The organism is Flavobacterium sp. (genome assembly GCF_044357305.1).
Lineage (GTDB): Bacteria > Bacteroidota > Bacteroidia > Flavobacteriales > Flavobacteriaceae > Flavobacterium.
Window position 1 is genome coordinate 1 of record NZ_JBIKPS010000006.1, and the last position, 24,118, is coordinate 24,118.

Sequence of the window (24,118 nt, forward strand, 5' to 3'; positions counted from 1 at the left end):
GACACTTAGTTTAACTAGTGCTACCGGAACTATTGCTTGGCAAAAAGCTACAGTTACTAGTGGAGTAACAGGAACATTTGCTGCAGTTGCAGGAAATGTAACTACAACATTAGCTACCGGAAATCTAGCGGCTACTACTGCTTATAGAGTGGTTGTGTCAAGTGGACTTTGTTCTACTTCTATTTCCAATCCAATAACAATAACCGTTAGTCCTGCAGCAAAATCTGCAGCAGTTACTGGTCATACAGGAGCTACTACTTTAGCTACAGCAGTTTGTAGTGGAGCAAGAACATTAACGTTAGCTTCAACTTCTATAGGTTCTATCCAATGGCAATACTATAATGCTGGAACTAGTACTACAGCTGTTACTAATACAACTGTAGCAACTTGGACAAATATTGTTGGAGCTACTTCCGCTACCTATAGCGCAGCTAGTTTATCTACTGGTAATGTTTGGTTCCGAGTTAAGTTAACAAGCGGTCCATGTGCTACATTAGCCTATAGTACTCCAGTAAACGTTTGGATTAAAGCTTGTACTTCAGTTAGAGAAGAAGCTTCTATAGAGTTTAAAGCTTCAGCGTATCCAAACCCATTTGCAGAGAACTTCAAGCTAGATGTTAAAACTAGTAGTGAAGAAGCTATACAAATTAATGTTTACGATATGTTAGGTAAATTAGTTGAAAGCAGAATCCTAGAAGCTACAGAAGTAGAAGGATTTGAAGTAGGTGCTAACTTTACATCTGGAGTTTACAACGTAATTGTAAGCCAAGGGAATACTGTTAAATCACTACGTGTGATTAAACGATAGTCTTTAAGACAAAAATTAAAATAGAAGAAGCCGTCTCGTAAATGAGACGGCTTTTTTTTATGTCTTTTAAAAACCAATAGTATGTTTCTTTTGCAAAATAACTAGAACTATGTTGTAACAATAGAACGTAAACTTATCTCGTTTAGTGATGTAAAGAAACTAAGGAATCAATTTATACTACCTGAATCAAATAATAATTTTTCTTACCTTTTTGTAACACCAAGAACTTATCTTTTATCAAATCCTTCTCGGTAATTATATAGTCTTCGGCAACTTTAGCTTTATTCAACGAAACCGCATTTTGTTTCAATTCCCTTCTAGCATCACTATTAGAGGGTAAAAAATTAGTTTTTGCCGAAAGCGCTGCAATCATATCCATCCCATTTGCAAGATCCTCTTTAGAAATTTGTGCATTCGGAACCCCATCAAAAACTTCTACAAAAGTAGCATCATCTAGTTTTGCTAAATCCTCCATAGTCGGACTAAAAAAAGCATTCGACGCAAAAATAGCGCGTTCCAATTCCTCTTGTCCATGAACAAAAGTGGTTACTTCTTCTGCCAAACGCTTCTGTAAAACTCTTAAATGCGGTGCTTCCTGATGTTCTGCAATTAATGCATCCACCGTATTTTTATCTAAAAAAGTAAAAATCTTAATGTATTTTTCCGCATCTACATCGGTAGTATTCACCCAAAATTGGTAAAATTTATAAACCGAAGTTTTATCGGCAGTAAGCCAAACATTGCCACCTTCACTTTTCCCAAATTTAGAACCATCGGCTTTCGTGATTAACGGACAAGTCATAGCATAAGCTTTAGCGCCTTCCCCATTCATTCTGCGCACTAATTCCGTTCCGGTAGTAATATTTCCCCATTGGTCCGAACCACCCATTTGCAACAAGCAATGGTGCGTTTTATACAAATGATGAAAATCGTATCCTTGGATCAATTGGTAAGTAAATTCGGTAAAACTCATTCCGTCACCTTCAGCGCTCAATCGTTTCTTAACCGAATCCTTCGCCATCATATAATTCACCGTGATACGTTTACCCACATCACGAGCAAAATTAATGAACGAAAAATCTTTCATCCAATCGTAGTTATTTACCAACAAAGGAGCATTAGCAGCAGTAGAATTAAAATCTAAAAACCGAGATAAAACCGCTTTAATTCCTGCAACATTTTTATCCAATGTAGCCTCGTCCAGCAAATTTCTCTCGTCCGATTTTCCAGAAGGATCCCCAATCATACCCGTTGCGCCACCCACCAAAGCGATAGGTTTATGGCCAAATTGTTCCAAATGAACCAACAAAATAATCGGCACCAAACTACCAATATGCAGCGAATCGCTCGTTGGGTCAAACCCAATATACGTCGTCGTCATTTCTTTAGTAAGTTGTTCCTCAGTCCCGGGCATAATGTCGTGAACCAGTCCGCGCCATTGCAATTCTTCCACTAAATTCTTCATCGTAATAACTATAATTTGCGCAAAGATAACAATTGTCAAGGTCAATGGCAACAATCCTATTTTGGATTATTAGAAGCGAATGGCTCGGGCTTTATCGGTAAAGCCAATTCCTGCTTTCGCCTTTAGTCTCGTTTCGTGCCTCAACGAGAGCTATCGGCTCAATCAGGGCTATAAAACAAACATTTGGCCTACTTTTTTCCGAAGTTAAAAAAGCTATAAATCCACTAAACTAATTATCTTTGTCCCCATGATATTAGTTACAGGAGGAACAGGTTTAGTAGGAGCGCATTTACTACTTCATTTATTAGAAAATGGAGCAGAAACAGTTCGTGCTATACATCGAAATCCAAAAAATACAATTAAAACAAAATTGCTTTTCGAACTTTACGAAAAAAGAGAACTGTTTACCAAAATCGAATGGATTTCTGCCGATATTCTAGACGTACCCTCTCTAGAAATTGCGTTCCATAATGTAGATTACGTGTACCATTGTGCCGCTTTCATCTCCTTCAATCCCGACGATGAAGACGAATTACGAAAAGTAAATATCGAAGGAACCGCCAATATTGTAAACTTCTGTATTGATAAAAAGGTTAAAAAATTATGTCATGTAAGTTCTATTTCAGCACTTGGAGATTTAGTTCCTAATGAAGCCAATCGGGTAAACAATACCATCACCGAAGAAACCGAATGGAACCCAGAATTTTCCCATAGCGATTATGCCATTTCTAAATATGGCGCCGAGATGGAAGTATGGCGCGGTTTTCAAGAAGGATTATCTGTAGTTATAGTGAATCCCGGGGTGATTTTTGGTCCCGGTTTTTGGAATCAAGGAAGCGGAGTAATTTTTAGTTCCGTAAAAAAAGGGTTTCCATTTTACACCAATGGCACCTCTGCATATGTTTCTGTATTGGATGTTGTATCTATAATGCACCAATTACTGCATTCCGATTGTAGTGGAGAACGTTTTATTGTGATTTCCGAAAACTACATTTACAAAAATATTCTTTCTGCCATTGCTAAAAAAATAGGAGCAAAAACGCCAACAATAAAAGCCAAACCTTGGCTCTTAAACCTTGCTTGGCGTTTCGATTGGTTTTCCTCCAAATTGTTTAGAACCAAAAGAAAATTATCCAAACACAGCATTCTTTCTTTGCAAAGTACAGAACTTTTTTCTAACGAAAAAATTAAAAATCAATTGGATTATTCTTTTAGAGATATAGACAATTATTTAAACGAGTTGGTTGTTTATTACAATAAAATCGAATAGTTTTTATTCTAAAGATTTTTCAAATGCCTCCGGACTAACCCCATCATTAACCGAATACTCCCCAATTTTAGTTCGTCGTAACGCCGATAAGTAGCCGCCAGATTGTAAGGCTTTCCCAAAATCAAACGCTAACGACCGAATATAAGTTCCTTTACTACAAGTAACTCTAAAGTCTATTTCAGGCAAAGTAATTCTAGTAATTTCAAATTCGTAAATGGTAGTTTTTCTAAAAGCAATTTCTACTTCTTCACCAGCACGAGCGTGTTCGTAAAGTCGTTTTCCATCTTTTTTTATTGCTGAAAAAACGGGTGGTTTTTGGTCAATCTCTCCAAGGAATTGTTTGGTGGTTTCTAAAATTAACGCCTCGGTAACATGTTCTGTAGGAAAAGTAGCATCTACTTCCGTCTCTAAATCATACGATGGGGTAGTGGCACCAACAGTTATTGTGCCGGTATATTCTTTGGCTTGCGCCTGAATTTCAGTAATTTTTTTGGTGAATTTTCCGGTGCAAATAATTAAAAGACCAGTTGCCAAAGGATCTAAAGTTCCGGCATGACCAATTTTAAACTTCTTCGGAAGATCGTATTTTCGTTTTAAAATATATTTCAATTTATTCACTGCCTGAAACGAACTCCAAGTAAGTGGCTTGTCAATTAAAATAACTTTACCTTCTAAATAGTCTTCGGCAGTCATTATATTACGTCCAGTTTTTGAATACAGAAATGAATTACTAAAAGTGCAATTCCAACTACAATTCGGTAATATCCAAAAAGTTTAAAGCCGTTTTTACTTAAAAATCCGATGAAACTTTTAATAGCTATAAGCGCTACAATAAAGCCAACTACATTTCCAATAATTAAATAATTAATTTGGTCGTGGGTTAAAACGAATCCATCTTTATAATAATCGTAACATTTTTTTGCAGTTGCACCAAGCATCGTTGGCACAGCAAGAAAAAAGGAGAATTCAGCAGCAGTAGTTCTAGATAATTTTTGGGTCATTCCACCCACAATGCTAGCACCACTTCTGGAAACCCCAGGAACCATTGCCAAACATTGAAACATTCCTATTTTAAAAGCCGTCAAATAACTTATGTCTTGACTTGTTGCAACTTCCGTTTCTTTAGAAAACCAATCGTCTACTTTTAGTAAAACAATTCCGCCAACTAATAAAGAAACCGCAACCGTAACCGGATTTTCCAATAAAGCGTCAATTTTTTTACTGAAAAGCAATCCAAAAACTACTGCAGGAATAAACGCCACTAATAATTTAAAGTAAAAATCAAAGCTCTGAAAAAATCGTTTAAAATACAAAACAACAACTGAAAGTATGGTTCCGAGTTGGATTACAATAGTAAAAAGTTTGGTAAATTCATCGTGGCTGATGCCAAAAAAAGAACTGGCAATAATCATGTGGCCAGTGGAAGAAACAGGAAGAAATTCAGTAATTCCTTCTATAATTGCAAGGACAATTGCTTGTAAATAATCCATTATTTAGATTTGTTAGAAAGTTAGATTAGTAGACTTATTAGAAAATTAAATTTGTTAGCAAATAGGATTGTAAATCTAATTTGCTAAAAATCTATGAAGTCTAAATTATCTATTTAGATTTTTTAAAAATAGAATAAATAGTAATTCCAAAACCAATTAAAACGGTAGTTGGTGCTAATTTAATTCTTCTAAAACTAAACACATCCTCATTAAAAACCTTCGGGTCATCGCTACCTCCACCGGCCATCAAAATAAAGCCAACAGCAATAACTGCAATTCCAAATAGTAAAAATTTGTAATTCACTTTGTCAAAAAGGAAATCCGTGGTTTGTTCGTTATTTTTCATCATGTCTATTTATATTTAATTATTATTGGTTTTCGGCTTGGCGACTTAACGGGTTTTCTAGATTTTTTTTTAATAGGAAACCTAATGTTTCAAACAAGCTCTTTTTAGTCATTTTATCCAGCTGTTAGTGGTTAGGCATTATTCTCTTTTGTCTTATTTTTTCAATTTTTTTAGCTACGAATTCATTTAAAATAACAGAGAAGACTATAGTCGATAATGTTAAAGTTAAACCAACTCCTCCAATTATAGGGATTTTCAAAGCTTGTATAACAGTCAATACTAAAATATGCGAGATATAAATTGGATAAGATAATTCACCAATATACGAATCAATTTTCCATGTTTTTGTTAAAATAAAAACAAAAGGTAAGGAGATGAAAAATGTGATTAAGTAAAGATAGCTTTTGAAAGGAATTGGTAAAAAGCTATATACTAATGTGAAGACTAAAATTGCAATCCAAATTAATCTCATTAAACTGTTTTTTAGTTCTATTATTTGCAATTTTTTGTATATGTGATACGAAATAATTCCTAAGAGGAAAAAAACTAATTCGGTTGGGAAAAAGCGATAAGTCCATGGGTCATTCTTTAAGTCAAAATGGAAATATAATACGGCTCTTAATATTAAAGATAGTAGAATTATAGGAATTATAATTTTGATTTTTCTTTTTACAAGAAATGGGGCAATTAAATAAAAAGCTATTTCAACGCCAATAGTCCATGCCTGCGGTATTAATAAAAATGAGAAAAGGTGAGGGGTAGTTTCTCTGAAATTTGATGTAAAAAACAAATTCCCAGTTGTAGTATTTAATCCTAAAAACATAACTATGTCTTGAAGAAAGAGAAACAAATTTGTAAACACCAAAAAAACAAAACTCCCAAAATTCATATTCTCAAAATTGACAGAATAAACATTTAAGCTTCCAAAATAATTTCCTTTTGTATATATTAGTACAGCGATAGAGTATAAAATAGTTAATAATAGAACTGTCCAATAGATTGGATATAATCGTAAAAATCTATTGGTTATAAATAGTTTGTATGAATTATTTACGCCTATATATTTTTCGTTTAAAATTAATGTCATATAAAATCCAGAAATTATATAAAAAGCTTGGACCGCAATCTCTGCATTTACAAAACTAAACCCGAAAATCGAACCTGAATGAGCAATTAGAACCGATAAAGCTAAAAGAATTCTTAATATGCCCATGTCTATTATTTTTTTTGCTTATCGCAAACTATCTGTCTATTCTGGTCGTTAATATAAATCGTCCGTTCTTAAATTCAAAAACCGTTGTGTTGCGAAGTGGGTTCCAATCCAGGTGATTAAAACTCCTAATACTAAAACACCAAGCAATACCAAAACGGTAAGCAATTGGTCTTTAAAAATATCCAAAGCAGGGTAATTTGTAGAAACATAAATCAGAACTCCAGTTAATGCTAGTATTGCCAAAACCGATCCAATAACTCCCAAAATAATGCTTCGAGTTACAAACGGTTTTCTAATAAAAGCCTTCGTAGCTCCAACCATTTGCATCGTTTTAATAATAAATCGATTTGCATAAATCGATAGTCGCAACGAACTATTAATTAACAAAATAGATATAAATGCAAAAATTCCGCTGATGATTAACACCCACATGCTTATTCTCTTTACATTGTCGTTGACCAAAGTAATCAACTGTTTGTCATAAACCACATCGGCAACCATTGGGTTTTTTCGAATTTCACTTTCCATTCTAGAAAAACCAATATTCGTTACATAGTCTGCTTTCAAGTGAATATCATAGGAATTGTATAACGGATTAGCCCCTAAAAATTCAGTGAAATTTTCTCCAAGAGTTTTTTCATGCTCTTTAGCAGCTTTTTCTTTCGAAACAAAAGTAAAATCTTTAGCAAATTTACCCGATTTCATTTCCGTTTCAAATGCCTTAAAAATAGTATCGTTAGCTTCGTTTTTAAAGAAAACAGTCATTACAATATCTTCCTTAAAATTATCCGAAAGCCTTTTAGAATTGATAATAAAAAGACCTAATAAACCTAGTAAAAATAATACTAAGAACACGCTTAAAACTACTGAAAAATAAGAAGAAATCAATCTGCGTTTCTGAAACTTATCAAATGAGGATGCCATATCAAACTAAATTTAGCCGTAAAAATAATAAACAATTTCTTTATTCATACTTTATAACGTTTAAAGTTTTGACTTTAGTACAATAAATGTAAATTTGTAGCTTAAATTTTTAGTTTATTGTTTGGGGTTTGTTGTTTATAGTTTATCAGCAATCTCTTTAAAATATAAACCAAAAACTATAAACCACAAACATTTAGAATGAAATATTTCCACGAACAAATAGAAGCCAAATGGCGCAATTATTGGGCAGAAAACCAAACTTTTGCAGCAACCAACCATTCCGATAAACCAAAATATTATGTTTTGGACATGTTTCCTTATCCATCTGGAGCAGGTTTGCACGTTGGTCATCCGCTTGGATACATTGCCTCCGATATTGTAGCCCGATTCAAACGCCATAAAGGATTCAACGTTTTGCATCCACAAGGATACGATTCTTTCGGATTGCCGGCAGAGCAATATGCCATCCAAACCGGACAACATCCCGATACTACTACCAAAGAAAACATAGCACGCTACCGCGAGCAATTAGATAAAATAGGTTTTTCATTCGATTGGAGTCGCGAAGTGCGTACTTCCAATGCCGATTATTACAAGCATACTCAATGGATTTTCATCCAATTATTTAATTCTTGGTACAATAAAAATTCTGATATAGCGGAAGACATAATTACCCTAATCGCTACTTTCGAAAAAGAAGGGAATACTGCAGTTAATGCCGTTTGCGATGACAACATCGCTCCATTTACCGCTGCGCAATGGAATAGTTTTTCTTCTGAAGAACAACAAAAAATACTATTACAATACCGATTAACTTATTTGGCTGAAACCGAAGTCAACTGGTGTCCCGGACTTGGAACCGTTTTGGCAAACGACGAAATAATAAATGGCGTTTCCGAGCGTGGTGGTCATCCAGTAATGCGAAAAAAAATGACCCAATGGTCCATGCGAATTTCTGCTTACGCCGAAAGATTATTACAAGGTTTAAACGATATTGATTGGAGTGAATCCATCAAAGAATCCCAAAGAAATTGGATTGGGAAAAGTGTGGGAGCAATGGTTAAATTTAATGTCCTCCCCCCAGCCCCCTCCAAAGGAGGGGGAGCCGAAACAGAAATAAAATCGGATCCAAAATATCTAACAGGTGAGCCTGCTATTGCTAAAAATTTATTGCTTCATGCTAAAGAAATGCGCAAAGAACCTACTTTATCGGAAGCAATTCTTTGGGATAATTTACGCCGTGAAAAATTAGATGTTCGTTTTAGAAGACAACATTTAATAGGTAAATATATAGTAGATTTTGTGTGTTTAGAAAAAAGTTTAATTGTAGAGGTGGATGGCGATTACCACAATACTAAAGAACAATCTGAACTAGATGAAGAGAGGACTTTAGAATTAGAACAAAAGCATAATTTTAAAGTAATTCTTTTTTCAAATGAAGAAGTCAATAAATCTATAAGTACAGTTTTAAATAAAATTCAAGGAGAATTAAATTCAAGAGCATCTTTTCAGACTTCGTCTCCCTCCCCTTTGGGGAGGGTTGGGGAGGGGACTTTCATAGAAGTCTTCACCACGCGTCCCGACACGATTTTCGGAGTTACCTTCATGACCTTGGCGCCAGAACATGAATTAGTATCCCAAATCACAACCCCAGAACAAAAATCTGCGGTAAATGCCTATGTTGAAGCAACAGCAAAGCGTTCGGAACGAGAAAGAATGGCCGATGTAAAAACCATTTCTGGTGTTTTCACTGGTGCTTATGCGGAACATCCATTTACTAAAGAGCCAATTCCAGTTTGGATTGGTGATTACGTTTTGGCAGGTTACGGAACAGGTGCTGTAATGGCGGTTCCTTGTGGCGATGAAAGAGATTTTGCATTTACAAATTTCTTTAAAGGTCAAAACGGAATGCCAGCAATAAAAAATATTTTCAATAAAGATATTTCAGAAGCTGCTTACGGCGAAAAAAATGGTTTTGAATTAGTTAATTCCGATTTCTTAAACGGATTGGGTTACAAAGAAGGAACTAAAAAAAGCATCGAAGCATTAGAAGAGATTGAACAAGGAACAGGTAAAACTAATTACCGTTTGCGTGATGCTGTTTTCTCTCGTCAACGTTATTGGGGCGAACCATTTCCAGTTTACTATGTAAATGGATTGCCTCAAATGATTGACAAAAAACATTTGCCAATTGTACTTCCAGAAGTGGAGAAATACTTGCCAACTGAAGACGGGCAACCACCTTTAGGAAATGCCACGACTTGGGCTTGGAACAGTGTTCAGTGTTCGGTAGTCAGTAATCAGTTGATTGACAATGTGACTATTTTTCCTTTAGAATTGAATACCATGCCAGGCTGGGCAGGAAGTTCGTGGTATTGGATGCGTTATATGGATGCGCATAATGAAAATGAATTTGCTTCAGCAGAGGCTTTGAACTATTGGCAAAATGTAGATTTATACATTGGAGGAAGTGAACACGCAACTGGGCATTTATTGTATTCTCGTTTTTGGAATAAATTTTTAAAAGACAGGGGTTACGCACCAACCGAAGAACCATTCAAAAAATTAATCAATCAAGGAATGATTTTGGGGATGAGCGCTTTTGTATATAGAAGTGAAGATTCTAAAAAGTTATATTCCAAAGGCTTGATTTCGGGTGTAAATGTGCAGCCTATCCATGTGGATTTAGCAGTTATTAATGACATCACTAATGAATTAGACATTGAAGCATTTAAGAAACATCCATTATATACCGATTATGCGGCTGCCGAATTCCTATTAGAAAACGGAAAATATATTGTTGGACGTGAAGTAGAAAAAATGTCCAAATCCAAATACAATGTGGTAAATCCAGATGACATTTGTAACGATTATGGCGCCGATACCTTGCGTTTATATGAAATGTTCTTAGGGCCATTGGAACAATCAAAACCATGGAATACAGCAGGAATTACAGGTGTTTATGGTTTCTTAAAAAAAATATGGCGTTTGTATTTTGATGATAATGGTTCTATTGTAATTAATGATGAGCCAAGTCCAGAAATGTACAAATCCTTGCATAAAACCATCAAAAAAGTAACCGAAGACATTGAGAATTTTTCTTTCAATACGTCGGTTTCACAGTTTATGATTTGTGTAAACGAATTAGCAACTTTAAAATGCAACCACAGAAAAATTCTAGAACCATTGGCAATTTTAATGTCTCCTTATGCACCTCATATTGCCGAAGAATTATGGAGTCAGTTGGGTCATAAAGAATCGGTTTCTACGGCAGAATTTCCTATATGTGAAGAAAAATATTTAGTAGAATCGGAAAAAGAATATCCAGTTTCGTTTAACGGAAAAATGCGTTTCACTATTAAATTACCTTTAGATTTAACTATTCCACAAATTCAAGAAATTGTAATGGCCGACGAAAGAACAATAAAACAATTGGAAGGAAGAACTCCAAATAAGGTAATCATCGTTCCGGGAAAAGTGATAAACTTGGTAGGATAATCGCATTGTTAAAGTTTTTTGCCAGGCCTTCTTCCTTAGAATTTGGAATAAAGGTAAACAAATTATGCAATTTAATTTGGATATGAATTTGCCTTAATTACAGGCAAATGCAATTCCGTTTATTTACCGTTGAAGAGATTCATGGTTTCACTAAGCCCAGCAAGTACAAAAGAAGTAATTATTTGTGAGCCAATTTCAAGCCTTTCGGGTAATTTTATTTTTTCTTCTTCATTCCAATCGCCAAGGACATAATCTATTTGTCGGCCTTTTTTAAAGGCATCACTAATCCCGAATCGGAAGCGTGGATAATCCGTCGTGTTTAGTAGTAATTGTATATTTTTAAGTCCATTGTGACCGCCATCACTTCCTTTAGTTTTTATCCTGATGGATCCAAAGGATAGGTTTAAATCGTCCGTAATTATTAAGATATTTTCTTTAGCAATATTTTCTTTTTCCATCCAATATTTTACTGCTTTACCGCTGAGGTTCATGTAAGTATTTGGTTTAAGCAAAATAAGGGTTCTTCCTTTTGTTTTGAATTCCGCCACTTCTCCAAACTTTGTAGTTTGAAAAGAAATACCTTCTTTTCTAGCAGAATAATCTAAAATTTTAAAACCAATATTATGACGTGTGTTTACATATTCTGCGCCAATATTGCCAAGGCCAACAATAAGGAATTTCTTCATTGTGTCTGTAATTTCTTTTTCTTTAGGAATAAATAATTTTAAAAACCAATTCATATGGTAAAAGTAAGATATTCTTTTGGGAACTGAAAATTTGATCAAGTAGAATCCAAGTTAACTCAGGTTAAACTGATATTTCTAGCGTTTTTTTGAAAAATATAAGTGCTATTATAAATTTATTTTCTTTTAATACGGTCTCTTAAATCAAACTATATTGAAATTTAATTCAATAAAAAAAACAGCACCAAAATGTATTTGATGCTGTTCAATTTAATTATTTAATCGAAATAATTCGGCAACTATTTTTTAAAACTAGTCATTTGCCTCTTTCATTTTGAAGGTATCCATAAATGCAGTGGTGTAATTTCCGGCGACATATTCTGGTTCTTCCATTAACTGACGATGGAATGGTATGGTAGTTTTTATTCCTTCAATATAAAACTCATCTAAAGCACGTTTCATTTTGCTGATGGCCTCTTCTCTTGTTTGCGCCGTGGTAATTAACTTAGCAATCATTGAGTCGTAATTTGGCGGAATAGTATATCCTGCATAAACGTGTGTATCTAATCGTACTCCGTGTCCTCCTGGAGCATGTAAAACCGTTATCTTTCCTGGGGAAGGACGAAAGTCGTTGTACGGATCTTCGGCGTTAATACGGCATTCTATAGCATGTAAATTTGGGAAGTAGTTTTTCCCTGAAATTGGCACTCCAGCAGCAACAAGAATTTGTTCGCGAATTAAATCGTAATCTACAACTTGCTCGGTAATTGGATGCTCTACCTGGATACGAGTATTCATTTCCATGAAGTAGAAATTTCGGTGTTTATCTACCAAAAATTCTACCGTACCAGCACCTTCGTATTTAATATATTCGGCAGCTTTAACAGCAGCTTCTCCCATTTTTTTACGCAACTCATCGGTCATGAATGGCGATGGTGTTTCTTCGGTAAGTTTTTGGTGACGACGTTGTACCGAACAATCTCTTTCGGATAAGTGACAGGCTTTTCCATAAGAATCTCCTACTACTTGAATTTCAATATGTCGTGGTTCTTCAATTAATTTTTCAAGATACATTCCGTCGTTTCCAAAAGCGGCTGCCGACTCTTGACGAGCGCCTTCCCAAGCTTTTAGCAAGTCTTCTTGTTTCCAAACGGCACGCATTCCTTTTCCTCCACCTCCAGCGGTTGCTTTTAGCATTACTGGATAACCAAATTCATTGGCTAATTGTTCTGCTTGTTCGTACGATTCTAAAATCCCAACAGAACCGGGAACACAAGGAACTCCTGCTTCAATCATGGTAGCTTTAGCCGAAGCTTTATCTCCCATTCTATCGATCATTTCTGGGGATGCCCCGATGAATTTAATTCCGTGTTCTTGACAAATTTTTGAAAATTTAGAATTTTCCGACAAGAAACCGTATCCTGGGTGAATTGCGTCTGCATTAGTTATTTCGGCAGCAGCAATAATATTCGACATCTTTAAGTAGGATAAATTACTTGGTGGTGGTCCAATACAAACTGCTTCGTCTGCAAATTTTACGTGTAAACTCTCTGCATCTGCAGTAGAATAAACCGCAACGGTTTTAATGCCCATTTCTTTGCAAGTTCTAATTACTCTTAAAGCAATTTCCCCTCTATTGGCTATTAATATTTTTTTAAACATCTTTTAAAAGTTAGAAGTTAGAAGTTAGAAGTTAGAAGTCAAGAAAGCAATTTATTTGAATCAAAATGTTAATCAAGATTCTAATCTGCAATCTAAAATCTGCAATCTTAAATCTTAAAATTATGATGGATCAACTAAGAATAATGGTTGGTCAAATTCTACTGGAGACATATCGTCCACAAGAATTTTTACAATTTTACCTGAAATTTCTGCTTCAATTTCATTGAATAATTTCATAGCCTCTACAACGCAAAGTACATCTCCTTTTCCGATAGTAGAACCAACTTCAATAAAAGAAGGCTTGTCTGGGGATGGTTTTCTGTAAAAAGTCCCAATCATAGGAGATTTAATAGTAACATACTTCGAACTCTCATCCGCAACTACAGGAGCAGCTTCCACGGGAGCAACTGGCGTTGTTGCTGCTACTGGTAATGCCTGTGGAATTGCTTGTTGAAGAGGCGCTTGTTGAACATAAGTAATGTCTGGAGCATTTCCTTCTAAAGTAGTTCGGATAGTGATTTTGATATCTCCTGTTTCTAATTTTACCTCTGCAACTCCAGAATTGGATACAAATTTGATTAGGTTTTGAATTTCTTTTAAATCCATAATTAATATTTTTTAGTTATAGTTTATTTTTTGTTATAAGCCCATTTAAGGTATATGGATCCCCATGTAAATCCACCACCAAAAGCAGCGAAAATGAGATTGTCTCCTTTTTTAAATTTATTTTCAAAATCACTTAACAACAACGGTAAAGTTGCTGAAGTGGTGTTGCCATATTTTTCAATATTAACCAATACTTTGTCTTCTTCAAGGTTCATTCTTGAAGCAGTTGCATCGATAATTCGTTTATTAGCTTGGTGTGCAATTAACCAATTTACATCGTCATTAGTAAGATTGTTGCGTTGCATGATTTTTTCACTCACATCGGCCATACCAGAAACGGCATATTTGTAAACCGTTTTTCCATCTTGAAAAACAAAATGTTGGCTGTTTTCTACTGTTTCTTTAGATGCTGGCAAAATAGATCCACCGGCATCAATTTTTAGATATTCTCTTCCTATTCCGTCGGAACGAAGGTATTCGTCTTGCAATCCTAATCCTTCATAATTTGGTTCAAATAAAGCTGCTCCTGCTCCGTCACCAAAGATGATGCAGGTTGCTCTATCGGTATAATCAATAATAGAAGACATTTTATCGGCACCTATTACTAAAACTTTTTTATATCTACCCGATTGAATATAAGCAGCTGCTGCAGACATTCCGTAAAGGAAACTGGAACAAGCAGCAGATAAATCGTAAGCAAAAGCATTAACGGCACCTATTTGAGTAGCTACATAAACTCCAGTGGTTGCCACGGGCATGTCTGGAGTGGCTGTTGCCATGATTACTAAATCAATTTCTTTTGGGTCAATATTTCCTCTTTCAAGTAAATCTTGTGCCGCTTTTATTGCTAAAAAAGAGGTTCCTTTTCCGGATTCTTTTAACAAACGTCTTTCTTTTATACCAGTTCTAGAAGTAATCCATTCATCATTTGTTTCCACAAGTGTTTCTAACACTTCATTAGATAAAACAAAATCCGGAACATAACCACCAACAGCGGTAATTGCGGCTGTAATTGAATTCATATTGCGATTTTAGGGGCCTCTTTAAAAATCATTTTAAAAGAGGTGGAATTTACAAAAAAATATTTAGTTATAATTAAAATTCACAAAAAACAAAAAACTCTCACAGAGTGAGAGTTTAAATGTAAATTTAAATATAAATTAAGCAGCTGCTACTGATTTATCAATAACTACTTGACCTCTGTAATACATTTTTCCTTCGTGCCAGTAAGCTCTGTGGTATAAATGTGCTTCTCCAGTTATTGGACAAGTTGCAATAGTTGCTACTGTTGCTTTGTAATGTGTTCTTCTCTTATCTCTTCTTGTTTTGGAGATTTTTCTCTTAGGATGTGCCATTTTACTATATTATTTATCCGTTAATAGTTGTTTTAATTTGTCCCATCGTGGGTCAATATTTTCTTCTTTTTTAATTTCTTTTTTTTGTTCTTTAATTGTTAGTTCCGAAAGTTTTTGCAAAGCTTCTGTTTGCAGAGTTCCATCTTTTATTCCTGGATGTACTCTTTTTAAAGGAACTGAGAGCACAATCATCTCATATATATATTGTGCAATATCAATTTGATGTTCCCCATGGGGCACAACTAACAATTCTTCATTGTCGTCATTATATTCTTCACCAAAAGTAACTACTAATTTTATTTTACCTTTTACTGGTAAAGGAAAAACTTCGTTAGTTACATCACATGGAACTGTTACAGTTCCTTTGTGCTGGAAAGAAAGCTCCAACAGGGTGCTTTTTTTTTCTAAAACTACATTTACTTTGATATCACAGTCTTCATATTCGTGATATTCAAAACTATCAAAGAACGCTTTACTTATTTGAAATTCAAATGGATGTTTGCCTAACTTTAATCCTATAAACGGAATTAAAAATTCATTTGTAACTTTCATCATTTCATCAATTTGTCCAATCCGAAGAATCGGGTTTGGGAGTGCAAAGATATAAATTAATTGTAAAACAAAAAGCCTTATCTCTATTTTTTTGTTTACAACTGTTTTTCTTTTGTTTTTAATGGGTTTTTTACCAATACTTCATACTCATTTCTAGAGTTATAGATATCAATTGCAAGATAAACTGCTTCTTTAAAAGAATTAAAATCGGCAATCCCTTTTCCTGCAATTTCATAAGCAGTTCCATGATCGGGAGAGGTTCTTATCTTGTTTAAACCCGCAGTATAGTTTACTCCGGCGCCAAAAGACAAGGTTTTAAACGGAATCAATCCTTGGTCGTGGTAGGAAGCAATTACAGCATCGTATTTTTCGTACTGTCCACTTCCAAAAAATCCATCGGCTGAATAAGGTCCGAAAGCGAAAATTCCTTTATCGAATAATTTTTTTATGGTTGGTCTAATTATTTTTTCTTCTTCATTGCCAATTACACCATTATCGCCTGCATGCGGATTTAATCCTAACACTGCAATTTTAGGTTTAGTAATATTAAAATCTTGTTTTAAAGATTTATTTATGGTTTCGATTTTTTGAATAATCAATTTTTCTGTCAAATGTTTTGCCACATCAGTAACCGGAATATGATCGGTTAACAATCCAACTCTTAAATTATCTTGAATCATAAACATCAAGGCGTTTCCTTCTAATTCTTGATCTAAATAATCAGTATGCCCTGGAAATTTAAAGTCTTCGGATTGGATATTGTATTTATTTATTGGAGCGGTAACTAGAACATCTACCAAACCTTCTTTCAAGGCAGCTGTTGCAGCAACGAAAGATTTGATTGCATATTTACCAACTACATCGTCATTTTGACCAAAATTAATATCTACTCCTTCTTTCCAAACGTTTAAAACATTTATCTTTCCTTTAACTAATTGGTCTATACGATCAATTCCGTGCAAAGCTGCTTCCGAATTTAAGTTCTTCTTAATAAAGGAGAGGATTTTGACATTAGCAAAAATAACTGGCGTACAAAACTCCAACATTCGAGTGTCCTCAAAAGTTTTTAAGATTACTTCGCTTCCAATACCGTTTAAATCTCCTATTGAAATTCCAACAATTATATTTTCTGCTTTTTTCATAGGGGTTATTTATTATTTATTGCTAATTTTGAAGTGCAAATTTAGTAAAATAAAACGACAATGTTTACAGGAATAATTGAAACCCTCGGAATTATAAAAGACCTTCAAAAACAAGATGGAAACCTACATATTACCGTGAGTTCTTCTTTAATAAACGAATTAAAAATAGACCAAAGTGTAGCGCACAATGGGGTATGCCTTACGGTTGTTGGGATGGAAAACGACACTTACACAGTTACTGCAATACAAGAAACTATTGATAAAACGAATGTTGGCGATTGGAAAATAAACGATGTTGTAAATTTAGAACGTGCCATGAAACTTGGCGATCGACTTGACGGACACTTAGTTCAAGGCCATGTAGATCAAACGGGTATTTGTAAATCGGTAGAAGAAACTAATGGAAGTTGGGCTTTTACTTTTGAATACGATGCTTCTTTGCACAATATCACTATCGAAAAAGGATCTATAACCGTTAATGGCGTTAGTTTGACTGTAGTAAATTCTAAAACCAACGAATTTAGCGTAGCGATAATTCCTTACACCTATGTACACACTAATTTTAATTCTTTTAAAGTTGGAACTAAAGTAAATCTTGAATTTGATGTTATTGGAAAATACGTTTCTAAACTACATTCTATTAGATAATAAACTTTAATTATTACTCCATCCCATCAATTTTCACATTCATTTTTCCGGTGGTGGTTATGAATGCTATAATGGCATCGTTCGTTAGTTCTACTTTTTCAAATTCAAAATCATTTAAGATGCCATTTACAAATACCCCTTTCATAGGCGAGAAATTGTTTAAATAGGGTGCTAACCTTTTCTTTCCTTCTTCCAGGTTTTCTTTAATAGAATACCTGCAATTCTCTTGGATTTTCTTTAAAATTACGCCTTGCAAAAGCCAGTTGGCGGTTTTGGTTAAGATGCCTTTGGTATTCAAAACGTAATCCATTTGCTCAAAATAAATTTCTTTGGTAATGGTGTTGTAATTTGGAATTCCGCTTAAATAAATCGTCCCGTTAAGGCTTCCGGTCATGTCTAACGCAATAATCATTCGGCCGTCTTTTGCCCATAAATCTACTTTTTGCACTACAATTTTTCGGCTACCCGATGCGAATTCTTTGCCTTGAAAATTCTTAGTAATAATTCGTGAAGCACTTTCATAAGTAGATATTGCAGCAATAGAAGCGGTTGTTTTTTCGGGGACTTTGGTAACGGGCTTAAACGACACTGCATCTTTATTGAAACTAGTGCTAGGCTGTTGTCCTACCATAGTTTGCATGCTACATTTTAAACCTAAATCCATTGAAATTTTACTTTTTTGCACTGCTGCATCCGTTACATAAACTTCTATCGGATTTAACTTAAACCACGTTTCATATTCCACACTAGTTTGAAAAGGCGTGCTCATTGTTTGTAAAACATTCAAAACATAAGGTTTGAAATCGCACGATTTTTCAATGGCATCATCTATTTTTTTAGCCATTTTCGATTTGAAAATAGATAACGTAGGATTGATAATATAAGTAATTGGCACTTTTCTTCCAGCAACCAATATTGTTGGACTCTCACTCCAATCAAAACTTTCAATGACAGAAGTGGTGTTCATTTTCCAATTGGATAATTTAACGTCACTTAATAAAGTAATGGTTCCGTTTAATTCAATTTCTCGGGTATCGTTAAGCCCCATGAAATCGGTGCCGTATTTAAATTTCGCCCAAATTTTTAAAGGCAAAACCGATTCTATTTTCCCGTCTTTTTCTATTAGTTTTATTGGAGCCGTTTTCCAAATTTTCATTTCTGTTTTGTCGTCTTCCAATACAGCATCTTCATAAATCAAGCCATTGAGCGATTTGTTCAGTTGGCTTTCTATTTCTTTTAACGAAATTTCCAAGGGCATACTCACAAAGGAGGTGGTTGTATTATAAGCCATAGCAACATTTTTAGAAGGTTCTGGTTTTAAAACCGCTATCCTACTAGTAGAAGAACAGCTGGACACTATTGAAAATAAAAAAATAGAGACTAAAGTGGTAAAAAGCTTTTTCATTTTGGTAATCGAAATTATTTTTGCTGCGAATGTAACAAAATTACCTAATTTACGTCAGATAGAGAAGTGTTTATTTGGTGGTTTTAATTATAAAACGATTAAATTTGCAAAAGTTTTTCACTTTTGAAAATAGGACTATGAAAAAAATAATGTTTAAACTGATTTTGGTGTCTTTGTTGTTTGTGGGAATTTCCGCTTCGGCACAGAACAAAAAATGGACATTGAAAGAGTGTGTGGATTATGCCGTAAAAAATAATATTTCCATTCAACAATCGGGATTGGATTTAGAAACTACAACTATTGGCAAAAAAGATGCGATAGGAAGTTTCTTGCCAAACATCAATGCTAATGCTTCCCATTCTTGGAATATTGGTTTGAATCAAAATATCACTACAGGTTTGTTACAAAACCAAACCACCCAATTTACATCTGCGGGATTGAATTCTAATATTACCATTTATAATGGTTTACAAAATCAAAACAAGTTGCGCAAAGCCAATTTGTCTATTATAGCCGCGCAATATCAGGTTTCTAAAATGAAAGACGATATTTCGCTAAATGTTGCTAATGCTTTTTTACAAATTTTATTTAACAAAGAGAATTTGAAAGTGCAAAAAGAGCAATTAATTTATGATGAAAAACAACAAAAAAGAAGCGAAGAATTAGTGGAATCAGGAGTTGTTGCTCGAGGGGATTTACTAGATGTAAAAGCTACCGTAGCTGCCGATAAACAGAAGGTAATTGCTGCCGAAAATAATTTGTTTTTATCTAATTTAAGTTTGGCACAATTGCTTCAAATAGAAGATTTTCAGACTTTTGATATTGCCGATGTAGATTATCAGGCTTCTTCTAGCGCAACCATGCTTGAAAAACCAGAATCTATTGTAGAAAAAGCGAAACAAGATAGAGTGGAACTTAAAATTGCAAAAGCCAATTTGGAAGTTGCGCAAAAAGATGTGCTAATTGCTAAAGGTGCCTTCCAGCCAAGTGTAACCGGATTTTATAGCTTTAGTTCCAGGTTGAGTTATTCGGATCGAATTCTTGGAGTGGATGGAAATGGAGCTCCTATATATTCTGGTCCACTTCCGTTTTTTGATCAGTTTAGTAATAATAAAGGGCATAATTTTGGGGTGCAATTAAACATTCCAATATTGAATGGGTTTTCTGCAAAAAACAATGTTGATCGTTTTAAAATTGCTTTAGACCGTTCTAAAATTAGTGAAAAACAAGCAGTTCTCGATTTAGAAAGAAATGTGTATACCGCCATAACCAATGCCAAAGGTGCTATGAATGCTTATGAAGCTGCCGTTGCCGCTTTGGATGCTAGAAGTGAAGCATTTAATTATGCTAAAGAAAAATACGCTGTTGGAATGATGAATAGTTTTGATTTTGCACAATCACAAACCTTATTCACCACTGCCCAATCGGAAGTTTTAAGAACTAAATACGATTACATCTTTAAAGTTAAAATAGTAGAATTTTATTTCGGAATCCCTATCACAGAAAAATTATAACACCATGTCAAAAAAGAAAGTTTATATTATTATTGGAATTATTGTAGCATTAATTATTGTTTTAATTGCGCTGTCTAAAGCGGGAGTTTTAGGTGATAATGACAAATCTATTGAAGTTGAAACAGCTAAAGCCAACGAAATTACTATTGTAGAAACGGTTTCTGCTACAGGTAAAATTCAACCAGAAATTGAAGTGAAAATATCCTCTCAGGTTTCAGGTGAAATTATTGAATTACCTGTAAAAGAAGGGCAAGTAGTTAAGAAAGGCGATTTGTTGGTTAAAATAAATCCCGATTTATATACTTCTGGATTGAACCGTTCGGTTTCTAATTATTCTGGAACTAAGTCAGGTTTGAACCAAGCCGATGCTTCATTTAAAGAAGCACAAGCTAGTTACCAAAGAAACAAAACCTTATTTGATAAAGGAATTATCTCTAAATCCGATTGGGATAAAGCAATTGCTGCTTTTGAAGTTGCTAAAGCCAATAAACAAACTGCTTATTATAATGTACAAAGTGCTTCGGCATCCGTAAAAGAAGCTAAAGACAACTTAGGTAGAACTACTATTTATTCTCCAAATGACGGAACTATTTCTAAATTAAGTGTAGAATTAGGAGAGAGAATTTTAGGTACCCAACAAATGGCGGGTACTGAATTGTTGCGTGTTGCGAATCTAAACAACATGGAAGTTGAAGTGGATGTAAATGAAAACGACATCGTTAAAATTAACATAGGCGACGAAACTAAAATTCAGGTGGATGCTTATTTGAAAAAAGAATTTAAAGGAATTGTAACTAGTATTTCCAACTCCGCTAGTTCTACAACCACTGCCGATCAGGTGACTAATTTTAAAGTTAAAGTTCGAATCCTTAAAGAATCGTATATGGATTTAATTGAAGGAAAGCCGGCTACTTATTCTCCGTTTCGACCAGGAATGACGGCAACGGTGGACATTATTACCACTAGAAAAGAAAATGTAATAGGAATTCCTATCAGTTCGGTGGTTATTAAATCAGACACTACTGCAACTACCAAATTAGAAGTGGTAGACGAAAAAGAAGGAGACAAAGTTAAAACCAAAAGTGATAAAAAACTAGAATGTGTTTTTGTAAAAGTTGGCGATAAAGCTAAAATTAGAATTGTAAAAACAGGAATTCAAGACGATACCAATATTGAAATTTTATCTGGGTTGAAAAAAGGAGATGAAGTTATTACAGGTCCTTATGTTACGGTTTCTAAAGACTTAAATTCTGGTGATAAAGTAAAAATTACTTCTCTAAAGGATAAAGAAAAAGTAAAAAAATAATTGCCTTTTCCATATTAAATTATGACTTATATTCTGAATTTAGAAACAGCTACCAAAAATTGTTCGGTATCTTTAGCCGCTGATGGGAAAACTATTAGCTGTAAAGAAATTGCCGAACTAGGCTATTCGCATGCTGAGAAATTGCATCTTTTTATTGAAGAAGTAATTAGTGAAGCAGGTATTTCTTTATCCGATTTAAAAGCCATAGCTGTTAGTCAAGGCCCAGGATCTTATACCGGATTGCGAATAGGAGTTTCGGCAGCCAAAGGGTTGAGTTATGCACTTCAAATTCCGTTACTAGCGGTAGATACTTTGGCGTCTTTAGCACAGCAAGTAGTTGCTGAGGATGGTTTAATCGTTCCAATGATTGATGCTCGTAGAATGGAAGTCTACAGCGCTATTTTTAATTCTAATAAAGAAAAGATTCGCGAAGTGCAGGCGCAAATTATTACGGAAGAAAGTTTTGCTGATATTTCGGAAACAGTTTATTTTATTGGTGATAGCAATGAAAAAGTGAAATCGGTTGTAACGAAATCCAACTTTGTTTTTCTAGACAACCATATCTATCCATCGGCTAACGAAATGAGTGGCATTTCATATAAAAAATTTCAAGAAAAGGATTTTGTTGATGTGGCTTATTTTGAGCCTTATTATTTAAAGGATTTCATGTTCGCCAAATAGATTTACTTAGAAATACCTCTTACAGAAGGCTGTATTGAAATTCCTTTTTCTTCAAAAGCAGCTTTGCAATTTTCTAAAATATCCGAAGAAACAGTTCCGAAATCTTCATTTTTTGTCCAAGGTCTTATAGATAAATGAATTGCGGTATCTGTTAAATCTTTTACCATTACCAGTGGCTCAGGATTTGTAAGAATTTTAGAATGGTTTTGCATTACTCCTAAAACAATTTCTTTTGCCAACTTAATGTCTGTTTCATAGGAAAGCGAAAATACCAAATCAACTCTTCGCATTCCTGCAACTGAAAAGTTTGTAATTATCCCGTTAGATAATATCCCGTTTGGAATGAAGATGGTTTGATTATTTGCAGAAAGTAATTTGGTTACAAATATTTGAATTTCGGAAACAGTTCCAATTACGCCTTGTGATTCAATGGTATCTCCAACTCGAAATGGTTTGAATAAGATGATTAACATTCCGCCAGCAAAATTGGAAAGCGAACCTTGTAAAGATAATCCTACAGCCAAGCCTGCAGCTCCAAGTATGGCAACGAAAGAAGAAGTTTCAATTCCTAATTTGGAAATAAAAGTTACAAAAAGTAAAACGCGTAAAACCCAAATTAATATATCGGCTAAGAATTTGGATAAAGTAGGGTCCAGATTTCGTTTCACCATTATTTTTTTCACCATTCTATTGATGAAACGAATAGCATATATTCCTACAATTAAAATTACAAAAGCAGAAATTAATTTAGGCGAATAATCCAAAAGAACTTTTACAAATCCTTCCGAATACTCTTTGATAGCATTGATGTATAGTAGTTTTCCCATAATAAAAAATCACACCTTAAGTGTGATTATTTTTTTACAAAGATAGTTGTTTTCTGATATTAATCAGCATCTTCTTCTACTCTGTTTGTTGGTGTAGGCGAAGAGGTTGTTGGAGCTTCTGCATTAGCATCTTCAGTAAAAGAACTTACTTTTTCTTTTAATGTTTCTATTGCATTTCCGGCTATTTCTCCTGCCTTTTCAGCATATTCCCCACCTTTTTCTTTAACGGTTTCCACAATATTTTCAATTGCGTCACTTGCAGCTGGAATGTATTCTGCTACCTTTTCTTTAGCAACATCTACATATTCTTCTGCTTTTTCCATTAAAGGTGCAGCTGCTTCTTTTGCTTTTTCAATAGCATTCTCAGCTAAATCTTCCGCCTTATCAGCTAAAGAACCTACATTTTCTTTGGCTGAACCAAACAAATTTTTAAAAAAACTTCCTAATCCCATAATTCTCTTTTTAATTAGTTGTTATTACTCAATTTCAAAACTCAATTTCAAATTTACTCGATATTCCACAATCTTTCCATCTTTAACAATAGCACTTTGCTCTTGTACGTATACAGAACGAATGTGTTTTAAGGATTTTGCAGCTTGATCTACTGCTTTTTGTGTTGCGTCTTCCCAGTTTTTATCTGAGCTTGCAAGTACTTCAATAACTTTTAATACTGCCATTTTTTTATTAATTTATACTAAAGTTACAAATTTTTTTTATTACAAC

24 protein-coding genes are annotated in these 24,118 nt (G+C 34.3%); 7 read left to right on the plus strand and 17 right to left on the minus strand.

Annotated features, from left to right (window positions below):
- Window positions 1–808, plus strand: an 808-nt coding sequence (locus tag ACIQ2J_RS05800) for a T9SS type A sorting domain-containing protein (protein WP_396167460.1), incomplete at its 5' end; no start/stop codon positions are given.
- A gap of 172 nt (window positions 809–980) precedes the next feature.
- On the opposite strand, the gene tyrS is transcribed toward ACIQ2J_RS05800, so the two are convergent.
- Window positions 981–2,273: a tyrosine--tRNA ligase gene (gene tyrS, locus ACIQ2J_RS05805; RefSeq protein ID WP_396167461.1), complete on the minus strand. Its 1,293-nt coding sequence runs from the start codon at window positions 2,271–2,273 to the stop codon at window positions 981–983.
- A gap of 247 nt (window positions 2,274–2,520) precedes the next feature.
- Between tyrS and ACIQ2J_RS05810 the strand changes: the two genes are divergently transcribed.
- Window positions 2,521–3,543: an NAD-dependent epimerase/dehydratase family protein gene (locus ACIQ2J_RS05810; protein ID WP_396167463.1), complete on the plus strand. Its 1,023-nt coding sequence runs from the start codon at window positions 2,521–2,523 to the stop codon at window positions 3,541–3,543.
- Window positions 3,544–3,546: 3 nt separating this feature from the next.
- On the opposite strand, the gene truB is transcribed toward ACIQ2J_RS05810, so the two are convergent.
- From truB to ACIQ2J_RS05835, 5 genes are all read right to left on the minus strand, one after another.
- Window positions 3,547–4,236, minus strand: a complete 690-nt coding sequence (truB, locus tag ACIQ2J_RS05815) for a tRNA pseudouridine(55) synthase TruB (RefSeq protein ID WP_396167464.1) — start codon at window positions 4,234–4,236, stop codon at window positions 3,547–3,549.
- Window positions 4,236–5,033, minus strand: a complete 798-nt coding sequence (locus tag ACIQ2J_RS05820) for an undecaprenyl-diphosphate phosphatase (RefSeq protein ID WP_396167466.1) — start codon at window positions 5,031–5,033, stop codon at window positions 4,236–4,238. Before ACIQ2J_RS05820 ends, truB begins: the two co-directional genes overlap by 1 nt.
- Before the next feature lie 109 nt (window positions 5,034–5,142).
- On the minus strand, window positions 5,143–5,379 hold the full coding sequence (locus tag ACIQ2J_RS05825) for a DUF3098 domain-containing protein (RefSeq protein ID WP_396167649.1): 237 nt from the start codon (window positions 5,377–5,379) through the stop codon (window positions 5,143–5,145).
- 124 nt (window positions 5,380–5,503) lie between these two features.
- Window positions 5,504–6,592, minus strand: a complete 1,089-nt coding sequence (locus ACIQ2J_RS05830) for an acyltransferase family protein (RefSeq protein ID WP_396167467.1) — start codon at window positions 6,590–6,592, stop codon at window positions 5,504–5,506.
- A gap of 48 nt (window positions 6,593–6,640) precedes the next feature.
- On the minus strand, window positions 6,641–7,516 hold the full coding sequence (locus tag ACIQ2J_RS05835; protein ID WP_396167468.1) for a cell division protein FtsX: 876 nt from the start codon (window positions 7,514–7,516) through the stop codon (window positions 6,641–6,643).
- Window positions 7,517–7,714: 198 nt separating this feature from the next.
- Between ACIQ2J_RS05835 and leuS the strand changes: the two genes are divergently transcribed.
- The gene (gene leuS, locus ACIQ2J_RS05840; protein WP_396167469.1) at window positions 7,715–11,014 is read left to right on the plus strand and encodes a leucine--tRNA ligase; all 3,300 of its coding nucleotides are present in this window, start codon (window positions 7,715–7,717) and stop codon (window positions 11,012–11,014) included.
- 119 nt (window positions 11,015–11,133) lie between these two features.
- Here leuS and pth read toward each other — a convergent pair whose 3' ends face one another.
- From pth to pdxA, 7 genes are all read right to left on the minus strand, one after another.
- Window positions 11,134–11,754, minus strand: a complete 621-nt coding sequence (pth, locus tag ACIQ2J_RS05845; RefSeq protein WP_396167470.1) for an aminoacyl-tRNA hydrolase — start codon at window positions 11,752–11,754, stop codon at window positions 11,134–11,136.
- A gap of 255 nt (window positions 11,755–12,009) precedes the next feature.
- A complete protein-coding gene (gene accC / locus ACIQ2J_RS05850) occupies window positions 12,010–13,359 on the minus strand; it encodes an acetyl-CoA carboxylase biotin carboxylase subunit (protein ID WP_396167471.1) in 1,350 nt (449 codons plus the stop codon).
- Window positions 13,360–13,479: 120 nt separating this feature from the next.
- Entirely contained in the window at window positions 13,480–13,965 is a 486-nt protein-coding gene (gene accB / locus ACIQ2J_RS05855) for an acetyl-CoA carboxylase biotin carboxyl carrier protein (RefSeq protein ID WP_396167473.1), read from the minus strand.
- Between the two features lie 23 nt (window positions 13,966–13,988).
- A complete protein-coding gene (locus tag ACIQ2J_RS05860) occupies window positions 13,989–14,987 on the minus strand; it encodes a beta-ketoacyl-ACP synthase III (protein WP_396167474.1) in 999 nt (332 codons plus the stop codon).
- 138 nt (window positions 14,988–15,125) lie between these two features.
- A complete protein-coding gene (gene rpmF / locus ACIQ2J_RS05865) occupies window positions 15,126–15,320 on the minus strand; it encodes a 50S ribosomal protein L32 (protein WP_395061135.1) in 195 nt (64 codons plus the stop codon).
- 9 nt (window positions 15,321–15,329) lie between these two features.
- Window positions 15,330–15,872 carry a YceD family protein gene (locus tag ACIQ2J_RS05870; RefSeq protein WP_396167652.1) on the minus strand — a complete coding sequence of 181 codons (543 nt, stop codon included), beginning with the start codon at window positions 15,870–15,872 and terminating at the stop codon, window positions 15,330–15,332.
- Window positions 15,873–15,967: 95 nt separating this feature from the next.
- Complete coding sequence (pdxA, locus tag ACIQ2J_RS05875) at window positions 15,968–17,014, minus strand: 4-hydroxythreonine-4-phosphate dehydrogenase PdxA (protein WP_396167475.1); 1,047 nt, start codon at window positions 17,012–17,014, stop codon at window positions 15,968–15,970.
- 60 nt (window positions 17,015–17,074) lie between these two features.
- On the opposite strand from pdxA, the gene ACIQ2J_RS05880 reads away from it, so the two are divergent.
- A complete protein-coding gene (locus ACIQ2J_RS05880; protein ID WP_396167477.1) occupies window positions 17,075–17,662 on the plus strand; it encodes a riboflavin synthase in 588 nt (195 codons plus the stop codon).
- A gap of 13 nt (window positions 17,663–17,675) precedes the next feature.
- On the opposite strand, the gene ACIQ2J_RS05885 is transcribed toward ACIQ2J_RS05880, so the two are convergent.
- On the minus strand, window positions 17,676–19,067 hold the full coding sequence (locus ACIQ2J_RS05885) for a DUF4403 family protein (RefSeq protein ID WP_396167478.1): 1,392 nt from the start codon (window positions 19,065–19,067) through the stop codon (window positions 17,676–17,678).
- Window positions 19,068–19,204: 137 nt separating this feature from the next.
- On the opposite strand from ACIQ2J_RS05885, the gene ACIQ2J_RS05890 reads away from it, so the two are divergent.
- From ACIQ2J_RS05890 to tsaB, 3 genes are read left to right on the plus strand one after another with little or no spacing between them, the layout of a single operon-like run.
- Entirely contained in the window at window positions 19,205–20,581 is a 1,377-nt protein-coding gene (locus ACIQ2J_RS05890) for a TolC family protein (protein WP_396167479.1), read from the plus strand.
- A gap of 4 nt (window positions 20,582–20,585) precedes the next feature.
- Window positions 20,586–21,887, plus strand: a complete 1,302-nt coding sequence (locus tag ACIQ2J_RS05895) for an efflux RND transporter periplasmic adaptor subunit (RefSeq protein WP_396167480.1) — start codon at window positions 20,586–20,588, stop codon at window positions 21,885–21,887.
- Window positions 21,888–21,908: 21 nt separating this feature from the next.
- Window positions 21,909–22,568, plus strand: a complete 660-nt coding sequence (tsaB, locus tag ACIQ2J_RS05900) for a tRNA (adenosine(37)-N6)-threonylcarbamoyltransferase complex dimerization subunit type 1 TsaB (RefSeq protein ID WP_396167481.1) — start codon at window positions 21,909–21,911, stop codon at window positions 22,566–22,568.
- Window positions 22,569–22,570: 2 nt separating this feature from the next.
- On the opposite strand, the gene ACIQ2J_RS05905 is transcribed toward tsaB, so the two are convergent.
- The 3 genes from ACIQ2J_RS05905 to ACIQ2J_RS05915 are packed head-to-tail and all read right to left on the minus strand — an operon-like array spanning window position 22,571 to window position 24,072.
- Complete coding sequence (locus ACIQ2J_RS05905) at window positions 22,571–23,395, minus strand: mechanosensitive ion channel family protein (protein WP_396167482.1); 825 nt, start codon at window positions 23,393–23,395, stop codon at window positions 22,571–22,573.
- Between the two features lie 59 nt (window positions 23,396–23,454).
- The gene (locus ACIQ2J_RS05910) at window positions 23,455–23,847 is read right to left on the minus strand and encodes a YtxH domain-containing protein (RefSeq protein ID WP_396167483.1); all 393 of its coding nucleotides are present in this window, start codon (window positions 23,845–23,847) and stop codon (window positions 23,455–23,457) included.
- A gap of 24 nt (window positions 23,848–23,871) precedes the next feature.
- Complete coding sequence (locus ACIQ2J_RS05915; RefSeq protein ID WP_396167484.1) at window positions 23,872–24,072, minus strand: dodecin family protein; 201 nt, start codon at window positions 24,070–24,072, stop codon at window positions 23,872–23,874.
- Window positions 24,073–24,118: the final 46 nt, after the last annotated feature.

Bases quoted from the DNA above. Each gene is read 5' to 3' on its own strand.
- tyrS (WP_396167461.1), bottom strand. From the start codon at position 2,273: ATGAAGAATTTAGTGGAAGAATTGCAATGGCGCGGACTGGTTCACGAC.
- ACIQ2J_RS05810 (WP_396167463.1), top strand. From the start codon at position 2,521: ATGATATTAGTTACAGGAGGAACAGGTTTAGTAGGAGCGCATTTACTA.
- truB (WP_396167464.1), bottom strand. From the start codon at position 4,236: ATGACTGCCGAAGACTATTTAGAAGGTAAAGTTATTTTAATTGACAAG.
- ACIQ2J_RS05820 (WP_396167466.1), bottom strand. From the start codon at position 5,033: ATGGATTATTTACAAGCAATTGTCCTTGCAATTATAGAAGGAATTACT.
- ACIQ2J_RS05825 (WP_396167649.1), bottom strand. From the start codon at position 5,379: ATGAAAAATAACGAACAAACCACGGATTTCCTTTTTGACAAAGTGAAT.
- ACIQ2J_RS05830 (WP_396167467.1), bottom strand. From the start codon at position 6,592: ATGGGCATATTAAGAATTCTTTTAGCTTTATCGGTTCTAATTGCTCAT.
- ACIQ2J_RS05835 (WP_396167468.1), bottom strand. From the start codon at position 7,516: ATGGCATCCTCATTTGATAAGTTTCAGAAACGCAGATTGATTTCTTCT.
- leuS (WP_396167469.1), top strand. From the start codon at position 7,715: ATGAAATATTTCCACGAACAAATAGAAGCCAAATGGCGCAATTATTGG.
- pth (WP_396167470.1), bottom strand. From the start codon at position 11,754: ATGAATTGGTTTTTAAAATTATTTATTCCTAAAGAAAAAGAAATTACA.
- accC (WP_396167471.1), bottom strand. From the start codon at position 13,359: ATGTTTAAAAAAATATTAATAGCCAATAGAGGGGAAATTGCTTTAAGA.
- accB (WP_396167473.1), bottom strand. From the start codon at position 13,965: ATGGATTTAAAAGAAATTCAAAACCTAATCAAATTTGTATCCAATTCT.
- ACIQ2J_RS05860 (WP_396167474.1), bottom strand. From the start codon at position 14,987: ATGAATTCAATTACAGCCGCAATTACCGCTGTTGGTGGTTATGTTCCG.
- rpmF (WP_395061135.1), bottom strand. From the start codon at position 15,320: ATGGCACATCCTAAGAGAAAAATCTCCAAAACAAGAAGAGATAAGAGA.
- ACIQ2J_RS05870 (WP_396167652.1), bottom strand. From the start codon at position 15,872: ATGAAAGTTACAAATGAATTTTTAATTCCGTTTATAGGATTAAAGTTA.
- pdxA (WP_396167475.1), bottom strand. From the start codon at position 17,014: ATGAAAAAAGCAGAAAATATAATTGTTGGAATTTCAATAGGAGATTTA.
- ACIQ2J_RS05880 (WP_396167477.1), top strand. From the start codon at position 17,075: ATGTTTACAGGAATAATTGAAACCCTCGGAATTATAAAAGACCTTCAA.
- ACIQ2J_RS05885 (WP_396167478.1), bottom strand. From the start codon at position 19,067: ATGAAAAAGCTTTTTACCACTTTAGTCTCTATTTTTTTATTTTCAATA.
- ACIQ2J_RS05890 (WP_396167479.1), top strand. From the start codon at position 19,205: ATGAAAAAAATAATGTTTAAACTGATTTTGGTGTCTTTGTTGTTTGTG.
- ACIQ2J_RS05895 (WP_396167480.1), top strand. From the start codon at position 20,586: ATGTCAAAAAAGAAAGTTTATATTATTATTGGAATTATTGTAGCATTA.
- tsaB (WP_396167481.1), top strand. From the start codon at position 21,909: ATGACTTATATTCTGAATTTAGAAACAGCTACCAAAAATTGTTCGGTA.
- ACIQ2J_RS05905 (WP_396167482.1), bottom strand. From the start codon at position 23,395: ATGGGAAAACTACTATACATCAATGCTATCAAAGAGTATTCGGAAGGA.
- ACIQ2J_RS05910 (WP_396167483.1), bottom strand. From the start codon at position 23,847: ATGGGATTAGGAAGTTTTTTTAAAAATTTGTTTGGTTCAGCCAAAGAA.
- ACIQ2J_RS05915 (WP_396167484.1), bottom strand. From the start codon at position 24,072: ATGGCAGTATTAAAAGTTATTGAAGTACTTGCAAGCTCAGATAAAAAC.